Origin of the sequence: Pseudomonas sp. NFIX28, from assembly GCF_900107395.1 — a bacterium.
In the GTDB taxonomy this organism is placed as follows: Bacteria; Pseudomonadota; Gammaproteobacteria; order Pseudomonadales; family Pseudomonadaceae; genus Aquipseudomonas.
Map to the genome: position 1 here is coordinate 49,288 of NZ_FNPW01000016.1, position 17,342 is coordinate 66,629.

The following is a 17,342-nucleotide window of genomic DNA, read 5'->3' on the forward strand; positions in this document are numbered from 1 at the left end:
CGCGGCGCCCTCAGTTCCAGCCTTCCAGGCGCAAGGTCGCGCGCACCAGGCGCTGCTCCTCGTTCTCGATTTCCCGCAGGTTGTCGCAGATGCCCTGGATATGCGCGATGGCGGCCTTGCGCGCCTGTTCCGGCAGGCGCCCGGTGACAGCGTTGTAGAGCCGCGCATGCTGGCGGTCGATCTGCTTTTTCTGCGCCTGGCGGTGGTAGAGGTTATTGACCGAGGCGAACACCGAATTCAGCAACAGGTCGGTCAGCGAACGCAGGGTCTGCACCAGCACCGGGTTGTGCGAGGCCTCGCAGATCGCCAGGTGGAAAGCGTGGTCCAGGCGCGCGTGGGCCGAGGCCTCCAGCTTCTGGTCGTGGGCGTCCAGCAGCGCCTGATAAGCGCGGCCGATCAGCACGAAATCGGCCTCGGTGCCGCGCAACGCCGCCAGCCGCGCCGACTCGCCTTCCAGCAGGCTGCGCACTTCGAACAGGTCGTAGAGGGTGCGCGGCTGGGAACTGAACAAATGCATCAGCGCCGAAGTCGCGCCCTGCCCCGACAATTGGGCGACAAACGAGCCCTTGCCCTGTTCGGTTTCGATGATGCCCCGCGCCCGCAGCAATTTCAGGCCCTCGCGCAAGGCCGTGCGCGAGACGCCGAGCTTTTCCGTCAGGCGCCGCTCCGAGGGCAGCAACTGGCCGGTCTTCAGCACGCCATCGACGATCAGGCGTTCGATGCGCTCACAGACCACATCCGCCACCTGATGCCGCCCCGAATCGCTCCTGTGCATGCGCCCCTCCACTGGTATGACCAGCCGCGAAAAAAAAACCCGATCAAGCGGGTCGCCAAGCCATCCTGCTGATATGCCTGGATTTTTATAAAAAACCCGACAAGCGGAGCGAAACAAACTGGTTCGACCAGCGCTCGGCCCCGTGGACAGTAAGGCCAGCCGGGCCAATGATGCAACTGAGCGGCCTGTCACCAAACGGGAACAGCCCCTAGCCAGCCGAGCGCCCATAAAAACAACTCAGGGTCGTTAGCCAGCCATGAATATCCTCTACGACGAACGCGTCGACGGCGCGCTGCCCAGCGTCGATAAAGCGGCATTGCTCGAGGTGCTGCGCCAGCGCCTGCCCGACCTCGACCTGCTGCACCAGACGGAAGACCTCAAGCCCTACGAATGCGACGGCCTGTCGGCCTATCGCACCACGCCGATGCTGGTGGCCCTGCCGCGGCATATCGAGCAGGTGCAGGAACTGCTGCAAATCTGCCACGAACGCCGCGTGCCGGTGGTCGCGCGCGGGGCCGGCACCGGCCTGTCCGGCGGCGCCCTGCCCCTGGAACAGGGCGTGCTGCTGGTGATGGCGCGTTTCAACCAGATCCTGCATATCGACCCCGCCGCGCGCACCGCGCGGGTCCAGCCGGGGGTGCGCAACCTGGCGATCTCCCAGGCCGCCGCGCCGTTCGGCCTGTATTACGCCCCCGACCCGTCCTCGCAGATCGCCTGCTCGATCGGCGGCAACGTCGCGGAAAACGCCGGCGGCGTGCATTGCCTGAAATACGGCCTGACCGTGCACAACCTGCTCAAGGTGGAGATCCTCAGCGTCGAAGGCGAACGCCTGACCCTGGGCAGCGACGCCCTGGACGCCCCGGGTTTCGACCTGCTGGCGCTGTTCACCGGCTCCGAAGGCCTGCTCGGGATCATCACCGAAGTCACGGTCAAGCTGTTGCCCAAGCCGCAGCTGGCCAAGGTGCTGCTGGCGGCCTTCGACTCGGTGGAGAAAGCCGGCCATGCGGTGGCCGATATCATCGCCGCCGGCATCATTCCCGGCGGCCTGGAAATGATGGACAACCTGGCGCTTCGCGCCGCCGAGGACTTCATTCACGCCGGCTACCCGGTGGACGCCGAGACCATCCTGCTGTGCGAGCTGGACGGCGTCGAAGCCGATGTCCACGACGATTGCGAGCGGGTCCGCGCGGTGCTCGAACGGGCCGGCGCCACCGAGGTCCGCCAGGCCCGCGACGAGGCCGAACGCGTGCGTTTCTGGGCCGGGCGCAAGAACGCCTTTCCGGCGGTGGGCCGGCTGTCGCCGGATTACTACTGCATGGACGGCACCATTCCGCGGCGCGAACTGCCGGGGGTGCTCAAGGCCATCGCCGCGCTGTCCGCCGAATACCAATTGCGGGTGGCCAATGTGTTCCATGCCGGCGACGGCAACATGCACCCGCTGATCCTGTTCGACGCCAACCAGCCCGGCGAACTGGAACGCGCCGAAGCCCTGGGCGGCAAGATCCTCGAGCTGTGCGTGGCGGTGGGCGGCAGCATCACCGGCGAACACGGGGTCGGCCGGGAGAAAATCAACCAGATGTGCGCCCAGTTCAACAGCGACGAGCTGAGCCTGTTCCACGCGGTCAAGGCGGCCTTCGACCCCGGTGGCCTGCTCAACCCCGGCAAGAACATCCCGACCCTGCACCGCTGCGCCGAATTCGGCGCCATGCACGTGCACGCCGGGCAACTGCCCTTCCCCGAGCTGGAGCGTTTCTGATGACGGCACCCGCGGATAACGACGCCAGCGGCGCGCTGCTGCAACAGGTCGAACAGGCGCTGGCCGGCAATACCCCGCTGTTGATCCAGGGCGGCAACAGCAAGGCCTTTCTCGGGCGCATGAGCGCCGGGGAAGTGCTCGACACCCGCGCCCATCGCGGCATCGTCCGCTACGAGCCGACCGAGCTGGTGGTGACCGTGCGCGCCGGCACGCCGCTGCGGGAACTGCTGGCCGCGCTGGACGCCGCCGGGCAGATGCTGGCCTGCGAACCGCCGGCTTTCGGCGACGGCGCCACCGTCGGCGGCATGGTCGCCACCGGCCTGTCCGGCCCACGGCGGCCCTGGGCCGGTTCGGTGCGCGACTTCGTGCTTGGCAGCCGGGTGATCACCGGCGCCGGCAAGCACCTGCGCTTTGGCGGCGAGGTGATGAAAAACGTCGCCGGCTACGACCTCTCACGTTTATTGGTGGGTAGCTACGGTTGCCTTGGAGTGCTCACTGAGGTGTCGCTCAAGGTCCTGCCCAAACCGCGCCAGTGCCTCAGCCTGAGCCTGGAAATGGACAGCGCCAAGGCCCTGGCCCGCCTCGCCGACTGGGGCCAGCAACCGCTGCCCATCAGCGCCGCCAGCCACGACGGCCAGCGCCTGCACCTGCGCCTGGAAGGCGGCGAAGGTTCGGTGGCCGCGGCCCGTGACCGTCTCGGCGGCGAGCCCTTGGCCGCTAACTATTGGGCCAATCTCAATGAGCAACAGTTGGCGTTCTTCGACGAAGGCCTGCCGCTGTGGCGCCTGTCGCTGCCCAATGACACGGGACTTCTGGAGCTGCCCGGCCAGCAGTTAATAGATTGGGCCGGGGCCCAGCGCTGGCTGAAATCCGCGGCGCCCGCGGAGCGCATCCGCGAACTCGCCAGCCGCGTCGGCGGCCATGCCACCTGCTACAGCCACGGCCTGCTGGACAGCCCGTTCCAGCCGCTGCCAGCGGTGCTGCTGCGCTACCACCGCCAGCTCAAGGCGCAACTGGACCCGCAAGGGATCTTCAACCCCGGCCGGCTCTACGCCGAGCTCTGAACGGAGGCCCGCGCATGCAAACCACCTTGAGCGAGCAAGCACGCCAGCTGCCCCGCGCCGCGGAGGCCGAGAGCATCCTGCGCACCTGTGTGCACTGCGGTTTCTGCAACGCCACCTGCCCCACCTATCAGCTGCTGGGCGACGAGCTGGACGGGCCACGAGGGCGCATCTACCTGATCAAGCAGGTCCTGGAAGGCCACGAGGCCACGGCCAAGACCCAGCTGCACCTGGACCGCTGCCTGACCTGCCGCAACTGCGAAACCACCTGCCCGTCCGGGGTCGATTACCACAACCTGCTGGACATCGGCCGCGCCGTGGTCGATGCCGCCGTGCCCCGGCCCCTCGGCCAGCGCCTGCTGCGCCAGGGCCTGCGCGCCCTGGCGCCGAACCCGGCACTGTTCAAGGCGCTGCTCGGCACCGGCGCGACCTTGCGGCCGTGGCTGCCCGAAGCCGTGCAAGGCAAGCTGCCGCGCCAGGTCCCGCCGGCCAAGGCGCGCCCGGCCACGGCCCACGCCCGGCAGGTGCTGTTGTTGGAAGGTTGCGTGCAGGCAAGCCTGTCGCCCAATACCAACGCGGCGACGGCGCGGGTCCTCGACCGCCTGGGCATCGCCGTGCGCGCCGTGAGCGAGGCCGGCTGCTGCGGCGCCGTGGATTACCACCTGGACGCCCAGGCCACGGGCCTCGACCGCGCGCGGCGCAATATCGACGCCTGGTGGCCGCACCTGGAAAACGGCGCCGAAGCCCTGGTGCAGACCGCCAGCGGCTGCGGCGCCTTTATCAAGGATTACGGCCACCTGCTGGCCCACGACCCGCGCTATGCCGCCCGCGCCGAGCGGGTCAGCGCCCTGGCCAGGGACCTGGTGGAAGTGCTGCGCGACGAACCGCTGGAGCAGTTGCAGGCCCACGGTAGCCAGCGCCTGGCCTTCCATTGCCCGTGCAGCCTGCAACACGCGCAGAAACTCGGCGGCGCGGTGGAGGCGCTGCTCAAGCGCCTGGGCTTCGAACTGACCGAAGTGCCCGACGGCCACCTGTGCTGCGGCTCGGCCGGCACCTATTCGCTGACCCAGCCCGAGCTGGCGCGGCAACTGCGCGACAACAAGCTCAATGCCCTGGAAAGCGGCCACCCCGAAGTCATAGCCACCGCCAATATCGGCTGCCAGACCCACCTCGACGGCGCCGGGCGAACCCCGGTGCGGCACTGGATCGAACTGGTCGAAGCCGCCCTGCCGCCCGCGCGGCCAGACACCCCCTGAAAGGAGCACGCCATGCACAGCAAAGCCATATTGGGCCAGCGCGAAGTCCAGCGCATTCTGATCGCCGCGCGGGACGAGGCCGAGCGCAACCAATGGGCGGTGAGCATCGCCATCGTCGACGACGGCGGCCATCCGCTGGCCCTCGAACGCCTGGACGGCTGCGCGCCGGTCAGCGCCTATATCGCCGTGGAAAAGGCCCGCACCGCGGCCCTCGGCCGACGCGAGTCCAAGGGTTATGAAGAAATGGTCAACGGCGGGCGCACGGCATTTCTCTCGGCGCCGCTGCTGACTTCGCTGGAAGGCGGCGTGCCGGTGCTCTTCGAGGGCCAGGTGATTGGCGCGGTTGGGGTGTCCGGGGTCAAGTCCGGGGAGGATGCCCAGGTGGCGAGGTTTGCTGCCCAGGCGCTGGATTGAAAGATCGGGACCGCTGCGCGGTCCATCGCGAGCAAGCTTCGCTCCTACGGAAGCGGGAGCGGGTTGGTCAATCCTTCGACTTACATCACCAACTGCGCGATCAGCCAGGCGTTGGCGCCGCTGATGATCGCGAACAGGCTCCAGGCGAGGACGCGGGTCGGCCAGCGGTTGACGAACACGCCCATCAAGCGCGGGTCGCTGGTCATACGGATCAGCGGGTAGAGGGCGAACGGCAATTGCAGGCTGAGCACCACCTGGCTCAGCACCAGCAACTGGCCGACCGCGCCGTCGCCCATCAGCCACACGCCGACGAACGCCGGCACCAGCGCCAGGCCGCGGGTGATCAGGCGCCGCTGCCAGCACGGCAGGCGCAGGTTGAGGTAGCCCTCCATGATCACCTGGCCGGCGATGGTGCCGGTGAAGGTCGAACTCTGCCCGGAAGCCAGCAGGGCCACGCCGAACAGCACGCTGGCCAGCGCCCCGCCCACCAGCGGATCGAGCAGGTGATAGGCGTCCTGCAATTCCACCACCTCGGTGTGGCCGGTGCCGTGGAAAGCCGCGGCGGCGAGGATCAGGATCGCCGCGTTGACCAGCAGCGCCAGGGCCAGGGAGCCGATGGTGTCGATGCGCGCCAGCTTGATCGCATCGCGCCGGCTAGCCTCGTCCTGGCCCACCAGGCGGGTCTGCACGATGGAGGTGTGCAGGTACAGGTTATGCGGCATCACCGTGGCGCCGAGGATGCCGATCGCCAGGTACAGCGGCGCCGCCTCGCCGATGGCCGCCAGCGACGGCGTGAAGCCGCGCGCCACGTCCGGCCAGTAAGGCTTGATCAACAGCAGCTCGACGAAAAAGCACAGGCCGATGGTGCCCACCAGCACCAGCATGATCGCCTCCAGGCGGCGGAAGCCACGGTTCTGCAGGGCCAGGATCAGCAGGGTGTCGAAGGCGGTGATGACAATCCCGGTGGTCAGCGAGACCCCGAGCAACAGGTGGAACGCCAGGGCGCAACCGAGGACTTCGGCCAGGTCGGTGGCGATGATCGACACCTCCGCCAACAGCCATTGGCTGCGCGCCGTGCGGGTGCTGTAGCGCTGCCGGCAGAGCTGCGCCAGGTCGCGCCCGGTGGCGATGCCCAGGCGCGAGCACAGGCACTGCACGGCCATGCCCGCAAGGCTCGCCAGCAGCACCACGAACAGCAGGTTGTAGCCATAGCGCGAACCGGCTTCGATGGCCGTGGCCCAGTTACCGGGGTCCATGTAACCGATGGAAATCAGCAGGCCGGGGCCGGCGAACCGCAGGATCCGCTTGAACAGCGGCGCGCTGGGGTCGACCACGATAGTGCCGGCGACTTCCGGCGGGCAGAACGGTGCGGTACCGATTTTCGGGAGGGTAAATTTCACGCGGGCATCCGGAAGGCGGGAACGGTGGCCCAGCTTAGTGGTTTCGACGAGCCGGCCCAAGCCTTGACAGCGCCCTGCCCCGGCCTTTTGCAGCCTGCCTCTGTAGGAGCGAAGCTTGCTCGCGATAGCGGCATATCAGTCACCACAACAGATGAGCCGCCCCCCTTTCCCAAACCACCCCGCACCGACCGGCCACTCCTACAGCACCAGTGTTTTCAGGCATGATGCGGACAGCCATCCGCGGAGCAGCGCCATGAACACTCCAGCCCAACCCACTGTCGCCCTGGCGATGCGTTCGTATTCCGGGCAGGTCGAGCTGCACGATCACGATTTTCCGCAGATCGTGCTGCCGCAGTCGGGGGCGATGGAGATCGAGGTGGACGGCCGTGGTGGCAAGGTCGACGCCAGCCAGGGCGTGTTGATTGCCCCGGGCGCCCGGCATGCGTTCCTGGCCGAACGCCGCAATACCTTTCTGGTGCTCGACCTGGATAGCCCCGACAGCGAACCGTCTCTGGCCGATACCCGCTTCTTCGCCATCGACCCGCAGATCCGCCACCTGCTTGGCTATGCCAACCACGGCGGCGCCTTGCTCAGCTCCTCCAGCCCGGTCGCCAGCGCCTGGAGCGCCCTGCTGCTGGCCTGCCTGGCCCGCCCGACGCCGAGCGCGCCGCAACGCCAGGCACTGGCGCGGGCCCTGGCCTATATCGAACAGCACCTGGGCAGCCCGCTGAGCGCCCGCGCCATCGCCCAGGCCGCGGGGGTCAGCGAGCGCAGCCTGTACCTGCTGTTCGAGCGGGACATGCACAGCACGCCTTTCGCCTACATTTCGACCCTGCGCCTGGACCGCGCCATCGACCTGCTCGGCCGTACCCTGCTGCCCATCAGCGAGATCGCCCAGCGGGTCGGCTACGCCGATCAGAGTGCCCTGACCCACGCCTTGAAGAAGGCGCGCAACCAGACCCCGGCCGCCCTGCGCAAGGCCGCTCGCGACGCCCAGGCGCAGGCTGCGACAAGAGTTCGGCAGGCCTGATCAATACCGCCGTCGCGGCGGCTTCTATGCTGGCCACACCGCTCTTGCCTCGGTGTGCCTATGACCGCAATCCACTCAACCCGCCTCGCCCCCTCCCGCAGCGGCGCCGCCACCGCCATCGGCGTGATCGCGGTGTTCCTCTGGTCATGCCTGGCGCTGCTGACCACCCTCACCGCCGGCATTCCCCCCCTTCCAGTTGCTCGCCCTGAGCTTTGCCGTGGCCTGCGGCGCCAGCCTGGTATTGCTCGGCTTGCGGGGGCGCGCCGGTTTTCGTGGCTGGCGCCAGCCCTGGCCGGTCTGGGCCCTGGGGTTCGGCGGGATCTTTGCCTACCACGCGCTGTATTTCTTCGCCCTGAAAGCCGCGCCGGCCGCCGAGGCCAGCCTGATCGCCTACCTCTGGCCGTTGCTGATCGTGTTACTGGCGGCCAGGGCCGGCGGCGAACCGCTGCGCGGCCGGCAACTGACCGGTGCCTTGCTGGGGCTGGCCGGCACCGCGTTCATCATGCAGCAGCGCGCTTCCAGCCAGGTCGGCGCGATGCCGGTGGCGGGTTACCTGGCGGCGTTCGGCTGCGCCCTGGTGTGGTCCGGCTACTCGGTGCTCAACCGCCGTTTCAGCAGCGTGCCCAGCAGCCTGATCGGCGGCATCTGCGGGCTGGTGGCGCTGGCCGGGCTGCTCTGCCACCTGATGTTCGAAAGCCCGGTGCAACCGGACCTCAAGCAATGGCTGGCGATCCTCAGCCTGGGGCTGGGCCCGGTCGGCCTGGCCTTCTTCGCCTGGGACCACGCCACCAAACACGGCAACCTGGCCACGCTCGGCGCGCTGTCGTACCTGGCGCCGTTGATCTCCACCCTGCTGCTGATCGTCATCGGGCAAAGCCCGGCCAGTGTGTGGCTGCTGGTGCCGGCGTTGCTGATTATCGCCGGGGCGGTGCTGGCGACGTCGGGAGCCCGTTCTGCCCAGGGTTGAGGAGCGTCCGATAAGCCCCACGAAGCCGCTCCCACGCCCTTTTATCCGAAATTTCACGCCGCCGCATATCCCGCTGGAGTGCCGCGCAATGGCCGTGGGAAGATGCGCGCCCCCACGCGCTCACTCTGGAGAATCTGCATGTCCCTGTTCGGTAAACACGCCGCGGTCCTGGTCCTGGCGGCACTGGCCGGTTTCAGCGCCCTGGAGGTGTCCGCGGCCCAGCCGACCAGCAATAAGGCCAAGGTCGAGACCGTCTCGCTGCTGGGCGGCAAGTTCAAGTTCAGCCTGCCCAAGGGCTTTATCGCCAACCCGCTGCCGGCCGGCGACGAAGCCAGCGGCACCGCCGGCGCCACCGGCACCCTGTACACCAACGCCAGCACCAAGACCGTGGTCATGGTCGCGGAAAACCTGATCCCCGATGCGGTGCAAGCCAAGGACAACGACGCGCAGTTCCTCGACAGCGCGGTGTCGGGCTTTCTTTCGCAACAGGCCGCGGCCCTGCCGGACTTCAGCAAGCAGAGCGAAAAAAGCATGACCCGCAACGGCCTCGGCCTGCGCCAGATCGACAGCACCGCGACCCAGGGCGGCGGCATGACCCAGAGCTCCACCCTGCTGGCCGGCTCGGGCAACCGCATGGCGGTGGTGCAGGTGATTTCGCGGATCGGCGACAAGGCCAACCACGACAAGCTGATCGGCCAGATCGTCGGCAAATAAGCCCCGCAGCGGCCGCCACGGTCAGTCGGCTCAGGGGTTGAGGCTGAGCAACCAGCGGTTCAAATCCTGCAATTCACTGGCGCTGATGCTGTGGCCGACGCCCGGGTAGGCATGGAATCGCGGGCTCAGGCCCAGGCCGCGCAACAGGCTGTCGGCGTCGGAGCCGTCGCTGTACGGCAGGCGCATGTCCGCGGTGCCATGGGCGATGAAGATCGCCAGCCGCTCCAGGCCGGCACCGCTGTTGAGCTGCTCGCGCAGCACCGGCAGGATCTTTCCGCTCAGCGCGGCGATCCCGCGGACGGCCTGGGGGCGGCGCAGACCCAGCTCGTAGGCCATGATCGCGCCCTGGCTGAAGCCCACCAGGACCACCCGGTCGGCGCGGGTGTGGTACTTGGCGGTCGCCTGCCGCACGAACTCGTCGATCAGCCTGGCGCTGTCGGCCAGCTCGGCGGTCACCCCGTCATAGGCGCCTTCGCCCTGCTTGTGAAACCACTGGTAACTGCCCTCTTCCACGGTCTGCGGAGCCCGCACCGAGAGGTAGGTGTAATCGGCCGGCAAGGCGTCCTTGAGGCCGAACAGGTCTTGCTCGTTGCTGCCGTAGCCGTGCAGGAAAATCACCAGCGGCCGGTCGCGTGAATCGGCCGGCGCCTGCTCCAGATAAAGCAGCGGCAGGTCATCGTGGAGCACCGTTTGCGCCTGGGCGGCGGCGCAGACCCACAGCAGTAACAGGGACAGAAACTTGAACATGGCAGGTCCTTTGGTTGGCGCCCGCCCAGGGGCAAACGCGGTTCAGTGGCCAGGCGCGGGGCTCAATCGTTGGTCAGCTTGCCGCTGCGCATCGGCTCGCGGCCGGCGACCTTGGCCTGCCAGATGCCCGGCTCGGTGTAGCGGCTGCGGTCCAGGGCGAACAGCACGCCGCTGGTGGCGCTGCGTACCACGGTGACGATGTCCTTCAGCGGGTCGACCACCTCGAAGATCGCGTCGCCCTGCTCCACCCATTCGCCGGCCTCCCGCAAAAAGCTGACCACCCCATGGTGCGGGGCGAACAGGTATTGCGTGCCTTCGAACGGCATGCCCTCGCAACAGGCATCCGGGGTGGCCGGCCACTGGCCGCCGATAACCCCCTGCTCGGCGAGAAAGCCGAGGATCGCTTCGCAGTTGGCCTGGGCCTGTTCGACCCGGGTGTCGCCCATGCTGCCCAGTTCCAGGGTGGTGGCGAGGTTGGCCGGGGGAATGGCTGCTTGCGGGAAATCGCGGGCCAGGCGCAGCCAGGGCGTGGAGCAGGACTCGTCGAACGAGCTGCCGCCCGAGTCCTCGCAAAGCAGCGCCACGCCGGCCTTCAGGCGCGCGGCCAGGGGTTGCCAGCGCGGCCAGTGCTGGGGCAGCGCGTAGAGGTGGATTGCCGCTTCGAAATCGCAATGCAGGTCCAGGGTGATGTCGGCGTCGCAGGCATGGCGCAGCAACAGGCGTTGCAGGGCCTGGAGCTGCGAGGTCGGGGCCGGCAGGCGGTCGAGGACTTCGCCCATGGTCTGGCGGATCAAGGCGACGTTGGCCGCCGCATCGCTGCCCAGGCGGTCGCCGATCAGATCGCCCACCGGGCCGCTGAGCTCGACGAAGGCGCGGTTGAAGTTCTTGCCGCTGCCGCTTTCGAAACGCCCCAGGTGGCTGCTTTGCAGGTGCTGGTCGAGGCCGATCGGGTTGGCCACCGGCACCAGTTCGATCACGCCCTTGAGCTGCCCCTGGGCCTCCAGCTCGCTCAGGCGTTTTTTCAGTTCCCAGGCGGTGCGCATGCCCGGCAGTTCGTCGGCGTGCAGGCTGGCCTGGATATAGACCTTGCGGCTGCCGCTGCCAAAACGGAACACGCTGAGCTGGCGCTGGGTGCCCAGGTGGCTCCAGGGCAAGGAATGGTCGATGCGTTACATGAAAGGCTCCGGAAGAAAAATGGAGTTCGGCGGGGTCCGTAGACTGAGGCATTCGCGCGGCCGTGAAAAGGTCGTCGTTCGCTGCCGGGTGGCGTGGCTTCTGTAGCCGTTGCCGCAGGCTGCGATAAGGCCGAAGGCCTTCAGCCATCTCAAGGTCCCTGCGCCCCCTGCGGGGTCGATCGCAGCCTCGCGGGCTCGGCAGCGGCTACAGGAGCGCCCCGTCGCACGGGGTAAATAGCGCCCATGAAAAAGGCGGCGCCGTCTTCACGGTAGCCGCCTTTTTCAACCCGGCGAATTACTCGCCGTAGACGTCGAACTTGAAGTACTTGTCCTGCACGGCCTTGTACTTGCCGTTGGCGCGGATCTCGGTGATGGCGGTGTTGAATTTCTCGGCCAGGGCGGTATCGCCCTTGCGCACGGCGATGCCGGCGCCGCCACCGAAGTATTTCGGATCGTTGTACTCAGGGCCGACGAAGGCGAAGCCCTTGCCGGCGTCGGTTTTCAGGAAGCCGTCGTCGAGGTTGACCGAGTCGGCCAGCAGCGCGTCGATGCGACCGGAAACCATGTCCAGGTTGGCCTCCTGCTGGGAGCCGTAGCGCACCAGCTCGATCCCGGCCGGTACCAGCACCTCGGTGGCGAAACGGTCATGAGTACTGGCGCGCAGCACCCCGACTTTCTTGCCCTTGAGTTCGGTCAGCGGGTCCTTGACCTCGGTGCCTTGCTTCATCACGAAGCGGGCCGGGGTGTGGTAGTACTTGATGGTGAAGTCGACGTTCTTCTTGCGGTCGTCGGTGATGGTCATGGACGACAGGATGGCGTCGATCTTGCGCACTTTCAGCGCCGGGATCAGGCCGTCGAATTCCTGCTCGACCCAGGTGCACTTGACCTTCATCTGCTCGCACAGGGCATCGCCGATATCCACGTCGAAACCGGTGAGCTTGCCGTCGGGGGTTTTCATCGAGAATGGCGGGTAGCCGGCTTCGATGCCGATACGGATCGGCTTGGCATCGTCAGCCACGGCGGTCAGGGACAACATGGACAGTGCCAGGGCACCGAACAGCACAAGCTTCTTCATTTATAACTCCCGTAGACGGAGGCTTTTATTGGCAGAAATATTCGATTGGGGGAAATCGAAGTGGCCAGCAGTCTAGAGTGGCTCCGGGGAGGCAAATTGTGTTTATGCGACAAATACTTATATAAAACCACGACAGTGTCCGCGCGACGCCTGGCCCGCCCCGTGGTGGTGCAAAAGCGTGGGCTGTGCACCATGCCGGCAGTCGGATATACGCCCTGCCCGCTGCGCCAGGGAAGCCGACCCGGCCGCCGGTGTCTGCCTGGCTGGAAGGCGGCCTCGCCGTCGGTGGCAGGCGGTGTGGTGAGTTGCGACGGGTATTGTCGGAGGTCCTGCGGACCTATCGCAGCCTTCGGCAGCGGCTACAGTGGGCCTGCCGAACGCAATCCTGTAGCCGCTGGCGCAGCCTGCGACGATCTGGCTGCCGGTGTTCGCCTGGCTGGAAGGCGGCCTTGCCGTCGGTGGCAGGCGGTGTGGTGAGTCGCGGCGGGTATTGTCGGAGGTCCTGCGGACCTATCGCAGCCTTCGGCAGCGGCTACAGGGGCCGGGTCAAACGCGATCCTGTAGCCGCTGGCGCAGCCTGCGACGATCTGGCTGCCGGTGTTCGCCTGGCGGCCTTGCCGGCGGTGGCAGGCGGTGTGGTGAGTTGCGGCGGGTATTGTCGGAGGTCCTGCGGACCTATCGCAGCCTTCGGCAGCGGCTACAGTGGGCCTGCCGAACGCGATCCTGTAGCCGCTGGCGCAGCCTGCGATAGGCCCGCAGGGCCTCGACGATCTGGCGGACGGCTCAGCAGGCACAGCCCATCACAGTGTTCGCCGGCTGCTCCAGCGCCACGCTGAGCGCGAAGCCTTCATCCAGCCAGCCGGTCAAGCCGCCAATCATTTCCTTTACCGGATAGCCCAGCGCCGCCAGCCTGACCGCGGCCTTGTTGGCGCCGTTGCAGTGTGGCCCGGCGCAATAGACCACGAACAGCGTATCGCGCGGGTAAGCCGCCAGGCGTTCGGCATTGATCAGGCGCCCCGGCAGGCTGATCGCCCCCGGCACATGGCCGCGCTCGAAGGCCAGCGGGCCGCGCACGTCCAGCAGGACGAAATCGACCTCCCCGGCTTCCTGGCTGCCGAAGACATCCGAGCAATCGGTCTCGAAGGTCAGGCGGTTGGAGAAATGCATCAGGGCGATGGCCGAGGGGGCGGCGGGAATTTCACGAACCAGGCTGGTCATTGCAGCGTCTCCAAAAAACAACGTTGGGTGTGAGAGGACTTTATCGACAGGCCCGGCGCCGCTACAGTGGCGCACAAGACACTGACTGGTAACTTTCCGCCAAATGCACAACGCCCCCGGTTTAGTCGCGATCCTGGCCTACAACGGCCTCTGCACTTTCGAGTTCGGCATCGCCGTGGAGATCTTCGGCCTGGCCCGTCCGGAGTTCGATTTTCCCTGGTACGAACACCGTATCGTCGCCGTCGAGCCCGGGCCGCTGCGGGCCATGGGCGGCATCCAGGTGCTGGCCGATGGCGGCATGGAGCTGCTGGAACAGGCGCGGACCATCGTCATTCCCGGCTGGCGCCACCGCAGCGAGCCATTGCCGCCCGGGCTGGGCGAAGCCCTGGTGCGCGCCCATGCGCGCGGGGCGCGGCTGCTGTCGATCTGCTCCGGGGTATTCGCCCTGGCGGCCACCGGCCTGCTCGACGGAAAGGGCGCCACCACCCACTGGCAATACACCGATGAGCTGGCCGAGCGTTTCCCCGCCATCCTGGTGGACCCGGACGTGCTCTACGTCGATGCGGGGCAGATCATCACCTCGGCCGGCAGCGCCGCCGGCATCGACGCCTGCCTGCATCTGGTGAGCCGCGACTTCGGCACCCACGTCACCAATTCGGTGGCGCGGCGCCTGGTGATGTCGCCGCAGCGCACCGGCGGCCAGGCGCAGTTCATTCCGGCGCCGGTCAGCCGCACGCCGCGCAACGACCTGTCGCGGGTCATGCAATGGGCCCGCGAACGCCTGCATGAACCACTGGAAGTGCGCGACCTGGCCAGCCAGGCGTTGATGAGCGAACGCACCTTCCTGCGGCGCTTCAACCACGCCACCGGCGTTTCGCCCAAGGCCTGGCTGCAGCACGAACGCCTGGCCCGCGCGCGGGAATTGCTGGAAAGCGGCAGCGAGCACACCGAAACCATCGCCCTGCGCTGCGGCTACCGCTCGGTGGAAAGCTTTCGCGTGGCCTTTCGCAGCGTGGTGGGCCTGCCGCCCTCGGCATATCGCGAGCGGTTCGGGCGCGGGGAGAAAGTGGTCGCCGAGTGATTGGGTAAATGGGAGGACGCTTTCGCGGGCAAGCCTCGCTCCTACGGAAGCAGCCCTTCGGTCACGCCAACGAAACCCGCCTCTGTAGGAGCGAGGCTTGCCCGCGAACCCGCCTGCCCAGCCCTCCTCAATCCTCGGGCTTGCGCAGCAGGTAGGTGTCCATGATCCAGCCATTGGCCTGCCGCGCCGCCTGGCGCACTTGCGCGATCTGCCCCGCGACCTCCTTGAGCCGGCCAGCGATGAGGATTTCCTCCGGCGTGCCGAGGTAGGCGCCCCAATAGATGTGCAGATCCTGGTCGGCCACCTGGCGATAGGCATCCTCGGCGTCGAGCATCACCACCAGGCTGTCGGCATCGCTCACCTGCCCCGCCGCCAGCCGCCGGCCGGTGGTGATCTCCACCGAACGGCCGATGCGATTCAACGGCACCTTGTGCTGCGCCGCCAGGGCCTGGACGCTGGTGATGCCGGGGATCATCTCGAACTCGAAGACACAGCGGCCGCTGTCCAGGATCGCCTGCAGGATGCGCAGGGTGCTGTCGTACAGCGCCGGGTCGCCCCAGGCCAGGAAGGCGCCGGTTTCGCCGTCCGCCAGTTCCTCGTCGATCAGGCGCTCGAAGGTGCGCTGCTTGTCGCGGTTCAGCTCGGCGACGCTGGCCTGGTAATCCACCTCGGCGCCACGCCGCCGCTCCGGGCTTTGCGCTTGCACAAAACGGTAGCCGGGCTGCTCGATGTAGCGCTCGCAGATTTCCCGGCGCAGGTCGATCAGCGCGTCCTTGCCCTGGCCCTTGTCCATCAGGAAGAACACGTCGGTGCGATTGAGCGCCTTGACCGCCTGCATGGTGATGTAGTCGGGGTTGCCGGCGCCGATGCCGATGATCAGGAGGGTTTTCATGGCAAGAATCTCGCTGTCGATACTGTGCTGGAGTATGGCCGGGTTGGCGCGGCACATCCTGGAACGGCCGCCGGGCGGCCTATCGCGATCGGCTTCCGGGCTCGCCGTCGAGGCGCAACCGCCAGCGCCCGTTGAAGCGCAGCTCGACCCGGGCCAGCGGCTCGACATCGATGGCATTGAAGCTGGCCAGCGGGCATTGCATGACATGCACCAGCGCCGCGCGGATGACCAGCGGATGGGTCACCGCCAGCACATGCCCCGGTTGCTCGCGCAGCGTTGCCAGCCATGAAGCGACGCGCTCGCACAGCTGCGCCACCGACTCGCCGCCATGGGGCGCCGAATGGCTGTCGGCCAGCCAGGCTTGCAGGGCTTGGGGCTGCTCGCGTTGCAGATCGTCGATGGCCAGGCCCTGCCAGTCGCCCAGGTCACAGTCGCGCAGCGCGGCCTCAATTTCCACGCTGGCGCCATACAGGGCGGCGGTTTGCCGGGCCCGCAGCTCCGGCCCGCTGAGCAGGCGCGGCGGGCGCTTGAACGCGCCGGCCCGCGAGCCCGCCAGCGCCTGCCAATCCATTTCCAGCGGTTCGTCCAGGGGAAAACGCGCGAGCTTCTGGGCAAGGGTTCGGGCGTGGCAGATCAGGGTCAGGCGGGTGGCCGGCACGGGGAATCTCTCGACGGTGAATGAACGCAATGGGCAAAGCCGGCTGCGTTTGTATCATTGGTCGCCGGCGGTTTCCTAACATCCCGCGCCTGCGCACTGGCCGCGAGCCCGGAAAACAGCCGGACAGCCCATAAACAGAGGCCTTCAGGCCACCCTCGGCGGCGTTGGGGGCGGTAGGATTTTTCACTGGACATGTAGCGTAAATTACATAAATACTGTTTTTACTTTCAGTGAAACAAAAACGACAGTCAGCCACGAAGGCGTCGCATGCCCTCTCTCAGAGACCTGATCACCGACCCGGCCCTTGACCTCACGCCCTCGGAGCGCAAGGTTATCCGTGCCCTGCTCGACCATTACCCGCGCAATGGCCTGGGGCCCATGTCGCGCCTGGCCGAATACGCCGGCGTCAGCGACCCGACCATCGTGCGGCTGGTGAAGAAACTCGGCTTCGGCGGGTATGCGCAGTTCCAGGAAGCGCTGCTCAGCGACATGGACGACCGCCTGCGCTCGCCCAGCACGCTGTTGCAGCCACGGGCCCGCGTTCAACAGGACGATGCCTGGGGCCACTACCTACAAGGCAGCCTGCGCAGCCTGGAACAGACCCAGGCCCTGACCCAGCCCGAAGACGTGCGCATCCTGGTCGACTGGCTGCTGGACAGCCGCCACGCGCTGTACTGCTACGGCGGGCGTTTCAGCAGCTTTCTCGCCAGCTACCTGCTCAATCACCTGCGCCTGATGCGCCCCGGCTGCATGGCCCTGGAAGACAACGCGCAACTGCCCGACCGCCTGTACGACGTGCAGCGCCAGGACCTCGTTTTGCTGTTCGACTACCGCCGCTACCAGAGCCAGGCCCTGCGCGTGGCCACCGCCGCCAAGGCGCGGCATGCGCGGGTGGTGCTGTTCACCGACATCTACGCCTCGCCCCTGCGGGAGCTGGCGGACCTGATTATCAGCGCCCCGGTGGAATCGGCCTCGGCCTTCGACACCCTGGTGCCGGCCCTGGCCCAGGTCGAGGCGCTGGTGGCCAGCCTGACCCTGCGCAGCAGCGACCTGGATCGACGCCTGGAAGGCATCGACGCCCTGCGCAACGAATTCGCCACTCACCTGCTGGAGGACAAATAAG

General features: G+C 67.4%; 16 protein-coding genes and 1 pseudogene. 9 read left to right on the forward strand and 8 right to left on the reverse strand.

What is annotated here, in order from left to right; all coding sequences use genetic code 11:
* Positions 1-10 precede the first annotated feature (10 nt).
* Entirely contained in the window at positions 11-775 is a 765-nt protein-coding gene (gene glcC, locus BLV20_RS25380; RefSeq protein ID WP_092305167.1) for a transcriptional regulator GlcC, read from the reverse strand.
* A 256-nt stretch (positions 776-1,031) separates the two neighbouring features.
* Between glcC and glcD the strand changes: the two genes are divergently transcribed.
* The 4 genes from glcD to BLV20_RS25400 are packed head-to-tail and all read left to right on the forward strand — an operon-like array spanning position 1,032 to position 5,262.
* Positions 1,032-2,531 carry a glycolate oxidase subunit GlcD gene (gene glcD, locus BLV20_RS25385; RefSeq protein WP_092305168.1) on the forward strand — a complete coding sequence of 500 codons (1,500 nt, stop codon included), beginning with the start codon at positions 1,032-1,034 and terminating at the stop codon, positions 2,529-2,531.
* Positions 2,531-3,595, forward strand: a complete 1,065-nt coding sequence (gene glcE, locus BLV20_RS25390; protein WP_092305169.1) for a glycolate oxidase subunit GlcE — start codon at positions 2,531-2,533, stop codon at positions 3,593-3,595. Before glcD ends, glcE begins: the two co-directional genes overlap by 1 nt.
* 14 nt (positions 3,596-3,609) lie before the next feature.
* The gene (glcF, locus tag BLV20_RS25395; RefSeq protein ID WP_092305170.1) at positions 3,610-4,848 is read left to right on the forward strand and encodes a glycolate oxidase subunit GlcF; all 1,239 of its coding nucleotides are present in this window, start codon (positions 3,610-3,612) and stop codon (positions 4,846-4,848) included.
* A gap of 12 nt (positions 4,849-4,860) precedes the next feature.
* Positions 4,861-5,262, forward strand: coding sequence for a heme-binding protein (locus tag BLV20_RS25400; protein ID WP_092305171.1), 402 nt, complete (start codon positions 4,861-4,863; stop codon positions 5,260-5,262).
* Positions 5,263-5,342: 80 nt separating this feature from the next.
* Here the strand turns inward: BLV20_RS25400 and BLV20_RS25405 are convergent, their stop codons facing one another.
* The gene (locus BLV20_RS25405; RefSeq protein ID WP_092305259.1) at positions 5,343-6,662 is read right to left on the reverse strand and encodes an Nramp family divalent metal transporter; all 1,320 of its coding nucleotides are present in this window, start codon (positions 6,660-6,662) and stop codon (positions 5,343-5,345) included.
* 253 nt (positions 6,663-6,915) lie between these two features.
* Here BLV20_RS25405 and BLV20_RS25410 point away from each other — a divergent pair, with 253 nt between their 5' ends.
* The 3 genes and pseudogenes from BLV20_RS25410 (at position 6,916) to BLV20_RS25420 (ending at position 9,373) form a co-directional block, all read left to right on the forward strand.
* A complete protein-coding gene (locus tag BLV20_RS25410) occupies positions 6,916-7,692 on the forward strand; it encodes an AraC family transcriptional regulator (RefSeq protein ID WP_092305172.1) in 777 nt (258 codons plus the stop codon).
* 60 nt (positions 7,693-7,752) lie between these two features.
* Positions 7,753-8,659, forward strand: a pseudogene (locus BLV20_RS25415) (DMT family transporter).
* 138 nt (positions 8,660-8,797) lie between these two features.
* Positions 8,798-9,373: a DcrB/PsbP domain-containing protein gene (locus BLV20_RS25420; protein WP_092305173.1), complete on the forward strand. Its 576-nt coding sequence runs from the start codon at positions 8,798-8,800 to the stop codon at positions 9,371-9,373.
* A gap of 30 nt (positions 9,374-9,403) precedes the next feature.
* Here BLV20_RS25420 and BLV20_RS25425 read toward each other — a convergent pair whose 3' ends face one another.
* From BLV20_RS25425 to BLV20_RS25440, 4 genes are all read right to left on the reverse strand, one after another.
* A complete protein-coding gene (locus tag BLV20_RS25425; RefSeq protein ID WP_092305174.1) occupies positions 9,404-10,120 on the reverse strand; it encodes an alpha/beta hydrolase in 717 nt (238 codons plus the stop codon).
* Between the two features lie 62 nt (positions 10,121-10,182).
* A complete protein-coding gene (locus BLV20_RS25430) occupies positions 10,183-11,274 on the reverse strand; it encodes a succinylglutamate desuccinylase/aspartoacylase family protein (protein ID WP_371914342.1) in 1,092 nt (363 codons plus the stop codon).
* A 316-nt stretch (positions 11,275-11,590) separates the two neighbouring features.
* Positions 11,591-12,370 carry an ABC transporter substrate-binding protein gene (locus tag BLV20_RS25435; RefSeq protein WP_092305175.1) on the reverse strand — a complete coding sequence of 260 codons (780 nt, stop codon included), beginning with the start codon at positions 12,368-12,370 and terminating at the stop codon, positions 11,591-11,593.
* A 783-nt stretch (positions 12,371-13,153) separates the two neighbouring features.
* The gene (locus BLV20_RS25440; protein WP_092305176.1) at positions 13,154-13,588 is read right to left on the reverse strand and encodes a rhodanese-like domain-containing protein; all 435 of its coding nucleotides are present in this window, start codon (positions 13,586-13,588) and stop codon (positions 13,154-13,156) included.
* A 103-nt stretch (positions 13,589-13,691) separates the two neighbouring features.
* Between BLV20_RS25440 and ftrA the strand changes: the two genes are divergently transcribed.
* A complete protein-coding gene (gene ftrA / locus BLV20_RS25445) occupies positions 13,692-14,669 on the forward strand; it encodes a transcriptional regulator FtrA (protein WP_092305177.1) in 978 nt (325 codons plus the stop codon).
* A gap of 127 nt (positions 14,670-14,796) precedes the next feature.
* Here the strand turns inward: ftrA and cobF are convergent, their stop codons facing one another.
* Entirely contained in the window at positions 14,797-15,561 is a 765-nt protein-coding gene (gene cobF / locus BLV20_RS25450) for a precorrin-6A synthase (deacetylating) (RefSeq protein WP_092305260.1), read from the reverse strand.
* A gap of 79 nt (positions 15,562-15,640) precedes the next feature.
* On the reverse strand, positions 15,641-16,219 hold the full coding sequence (locus BLV20_RS25455; RefSeq protein ID WP_092305178.1) for a histidine phosphatase family protein: 579 nt from the start codon (positions 16,217-16,219) through the stop codon (positions 15,641-15,643).
* Between the two features lie 267 nt (positions 16,220-16,486).
* On the opposite strand from BLV20_RS25455, the gene BLV20_RS25460 reads away from it, so the two are divergent.
* Entirely contained in the window at positions 16,487-17,341 is an 855-nt protein-coding gene (locus BLV20_RS25460) for a MurR/RpiR family transcriptional regulator (RefSeq protein ID WP_092305179.1), read from the forward strand.
* The last annotated feature ends 1 nt before the right edge of the window (position 17,342 follow it).

Bases quoted from the DNA above. Each gene is read 5' to 3' on its own strand.
- BLV20_RS25435 (WP_092305175.1), bottom strand. From the start codon at position 12,370: ATGAAGAAGCTTGTGCTGTTCGGTGCCCTGGCACTGTCCATGTTGTCC.
- ftrA (WP_092305177.1), top strand. From the start codon at position 13,692: ATGCACAACGCCCCCGGTTTAGTCGCGATCCTGGCCTACAACGGCCTC.
- BLV20_RS25460 (WP_092305179.1), top strand. From the start codon at position 16,487: ATGCCCTCTCTCAGAGACCTGATCACCGACCCGGCCCTTGACCTCACG.
- glcC (WP_092305167.1), bottom strand. From the start codon at position 775: ATGCACAGGAGCGATTCGGGGCGGCATCAGGTGGCGGATGTGGTCTGT.
- glcF (WP_092305170.1), top strand. From the start codon at position 3,610: ATGCAAACCACCTTGAGCGAGCAAGCACGCCAGCTGCCCCGCGCCGCG.
- BLV20_RS25420 (WP_092305173.1), top strand. From the start codon at position 8,798: ATGTCCCTGTTCGGTAAACACGCCGCGGTCCTGGTCCTGGCGGCACTG.
- glcD (WP_092305168.1), top strand. From the start codon at position 1,032: ATGAATATCCTCTACGACGAACGCGTCGACGGCGCGCTGCCCAGCGTC.
- BLV20_RS25400 (WP_092305171.1), top strand. From the start codon at position 4,861: ATGCACAGCAAAGCCATATTGGGCCAGCGCGAAGTCCAGCGCATTCTG.
- BLV20_RS25425 (WP_092305174.1), bottom strand. From the start codon at position 10,120: ATGTTCAAGTTTCTGTCCCTGTTACTGCTGTGGGTCTGCGCCGCCGCC.
- glcE (WP_092305169.1), top strand. From the start codon at position 2,531: ATGACGGCACCCGCGGATAACGACGCCAGCGGCGCGCTGCTGCAACAG.
- BLV20_RS25410 (WP_092305172.1), top strand. From the start codon at position 6,916: ATGAACACTCCAGCCCAACCCACTGTCGCCCTGGCGATGCGTTCGTAT.
- BLV20_RS25440 (WP_092305176.1), bottom strand. From the start codon at position 13,588: ATGACCAGCCTGGTTCGTGAAATTCCCGCCGCCCCCTCGGCCATCGCC.
- cobF (WP_092305260.1), bottom strand. From the start codon at position 15,561: ATGAAAACCCTCCTGATCATCGGCATCGGCGCCGGCAACCCCGACTAC.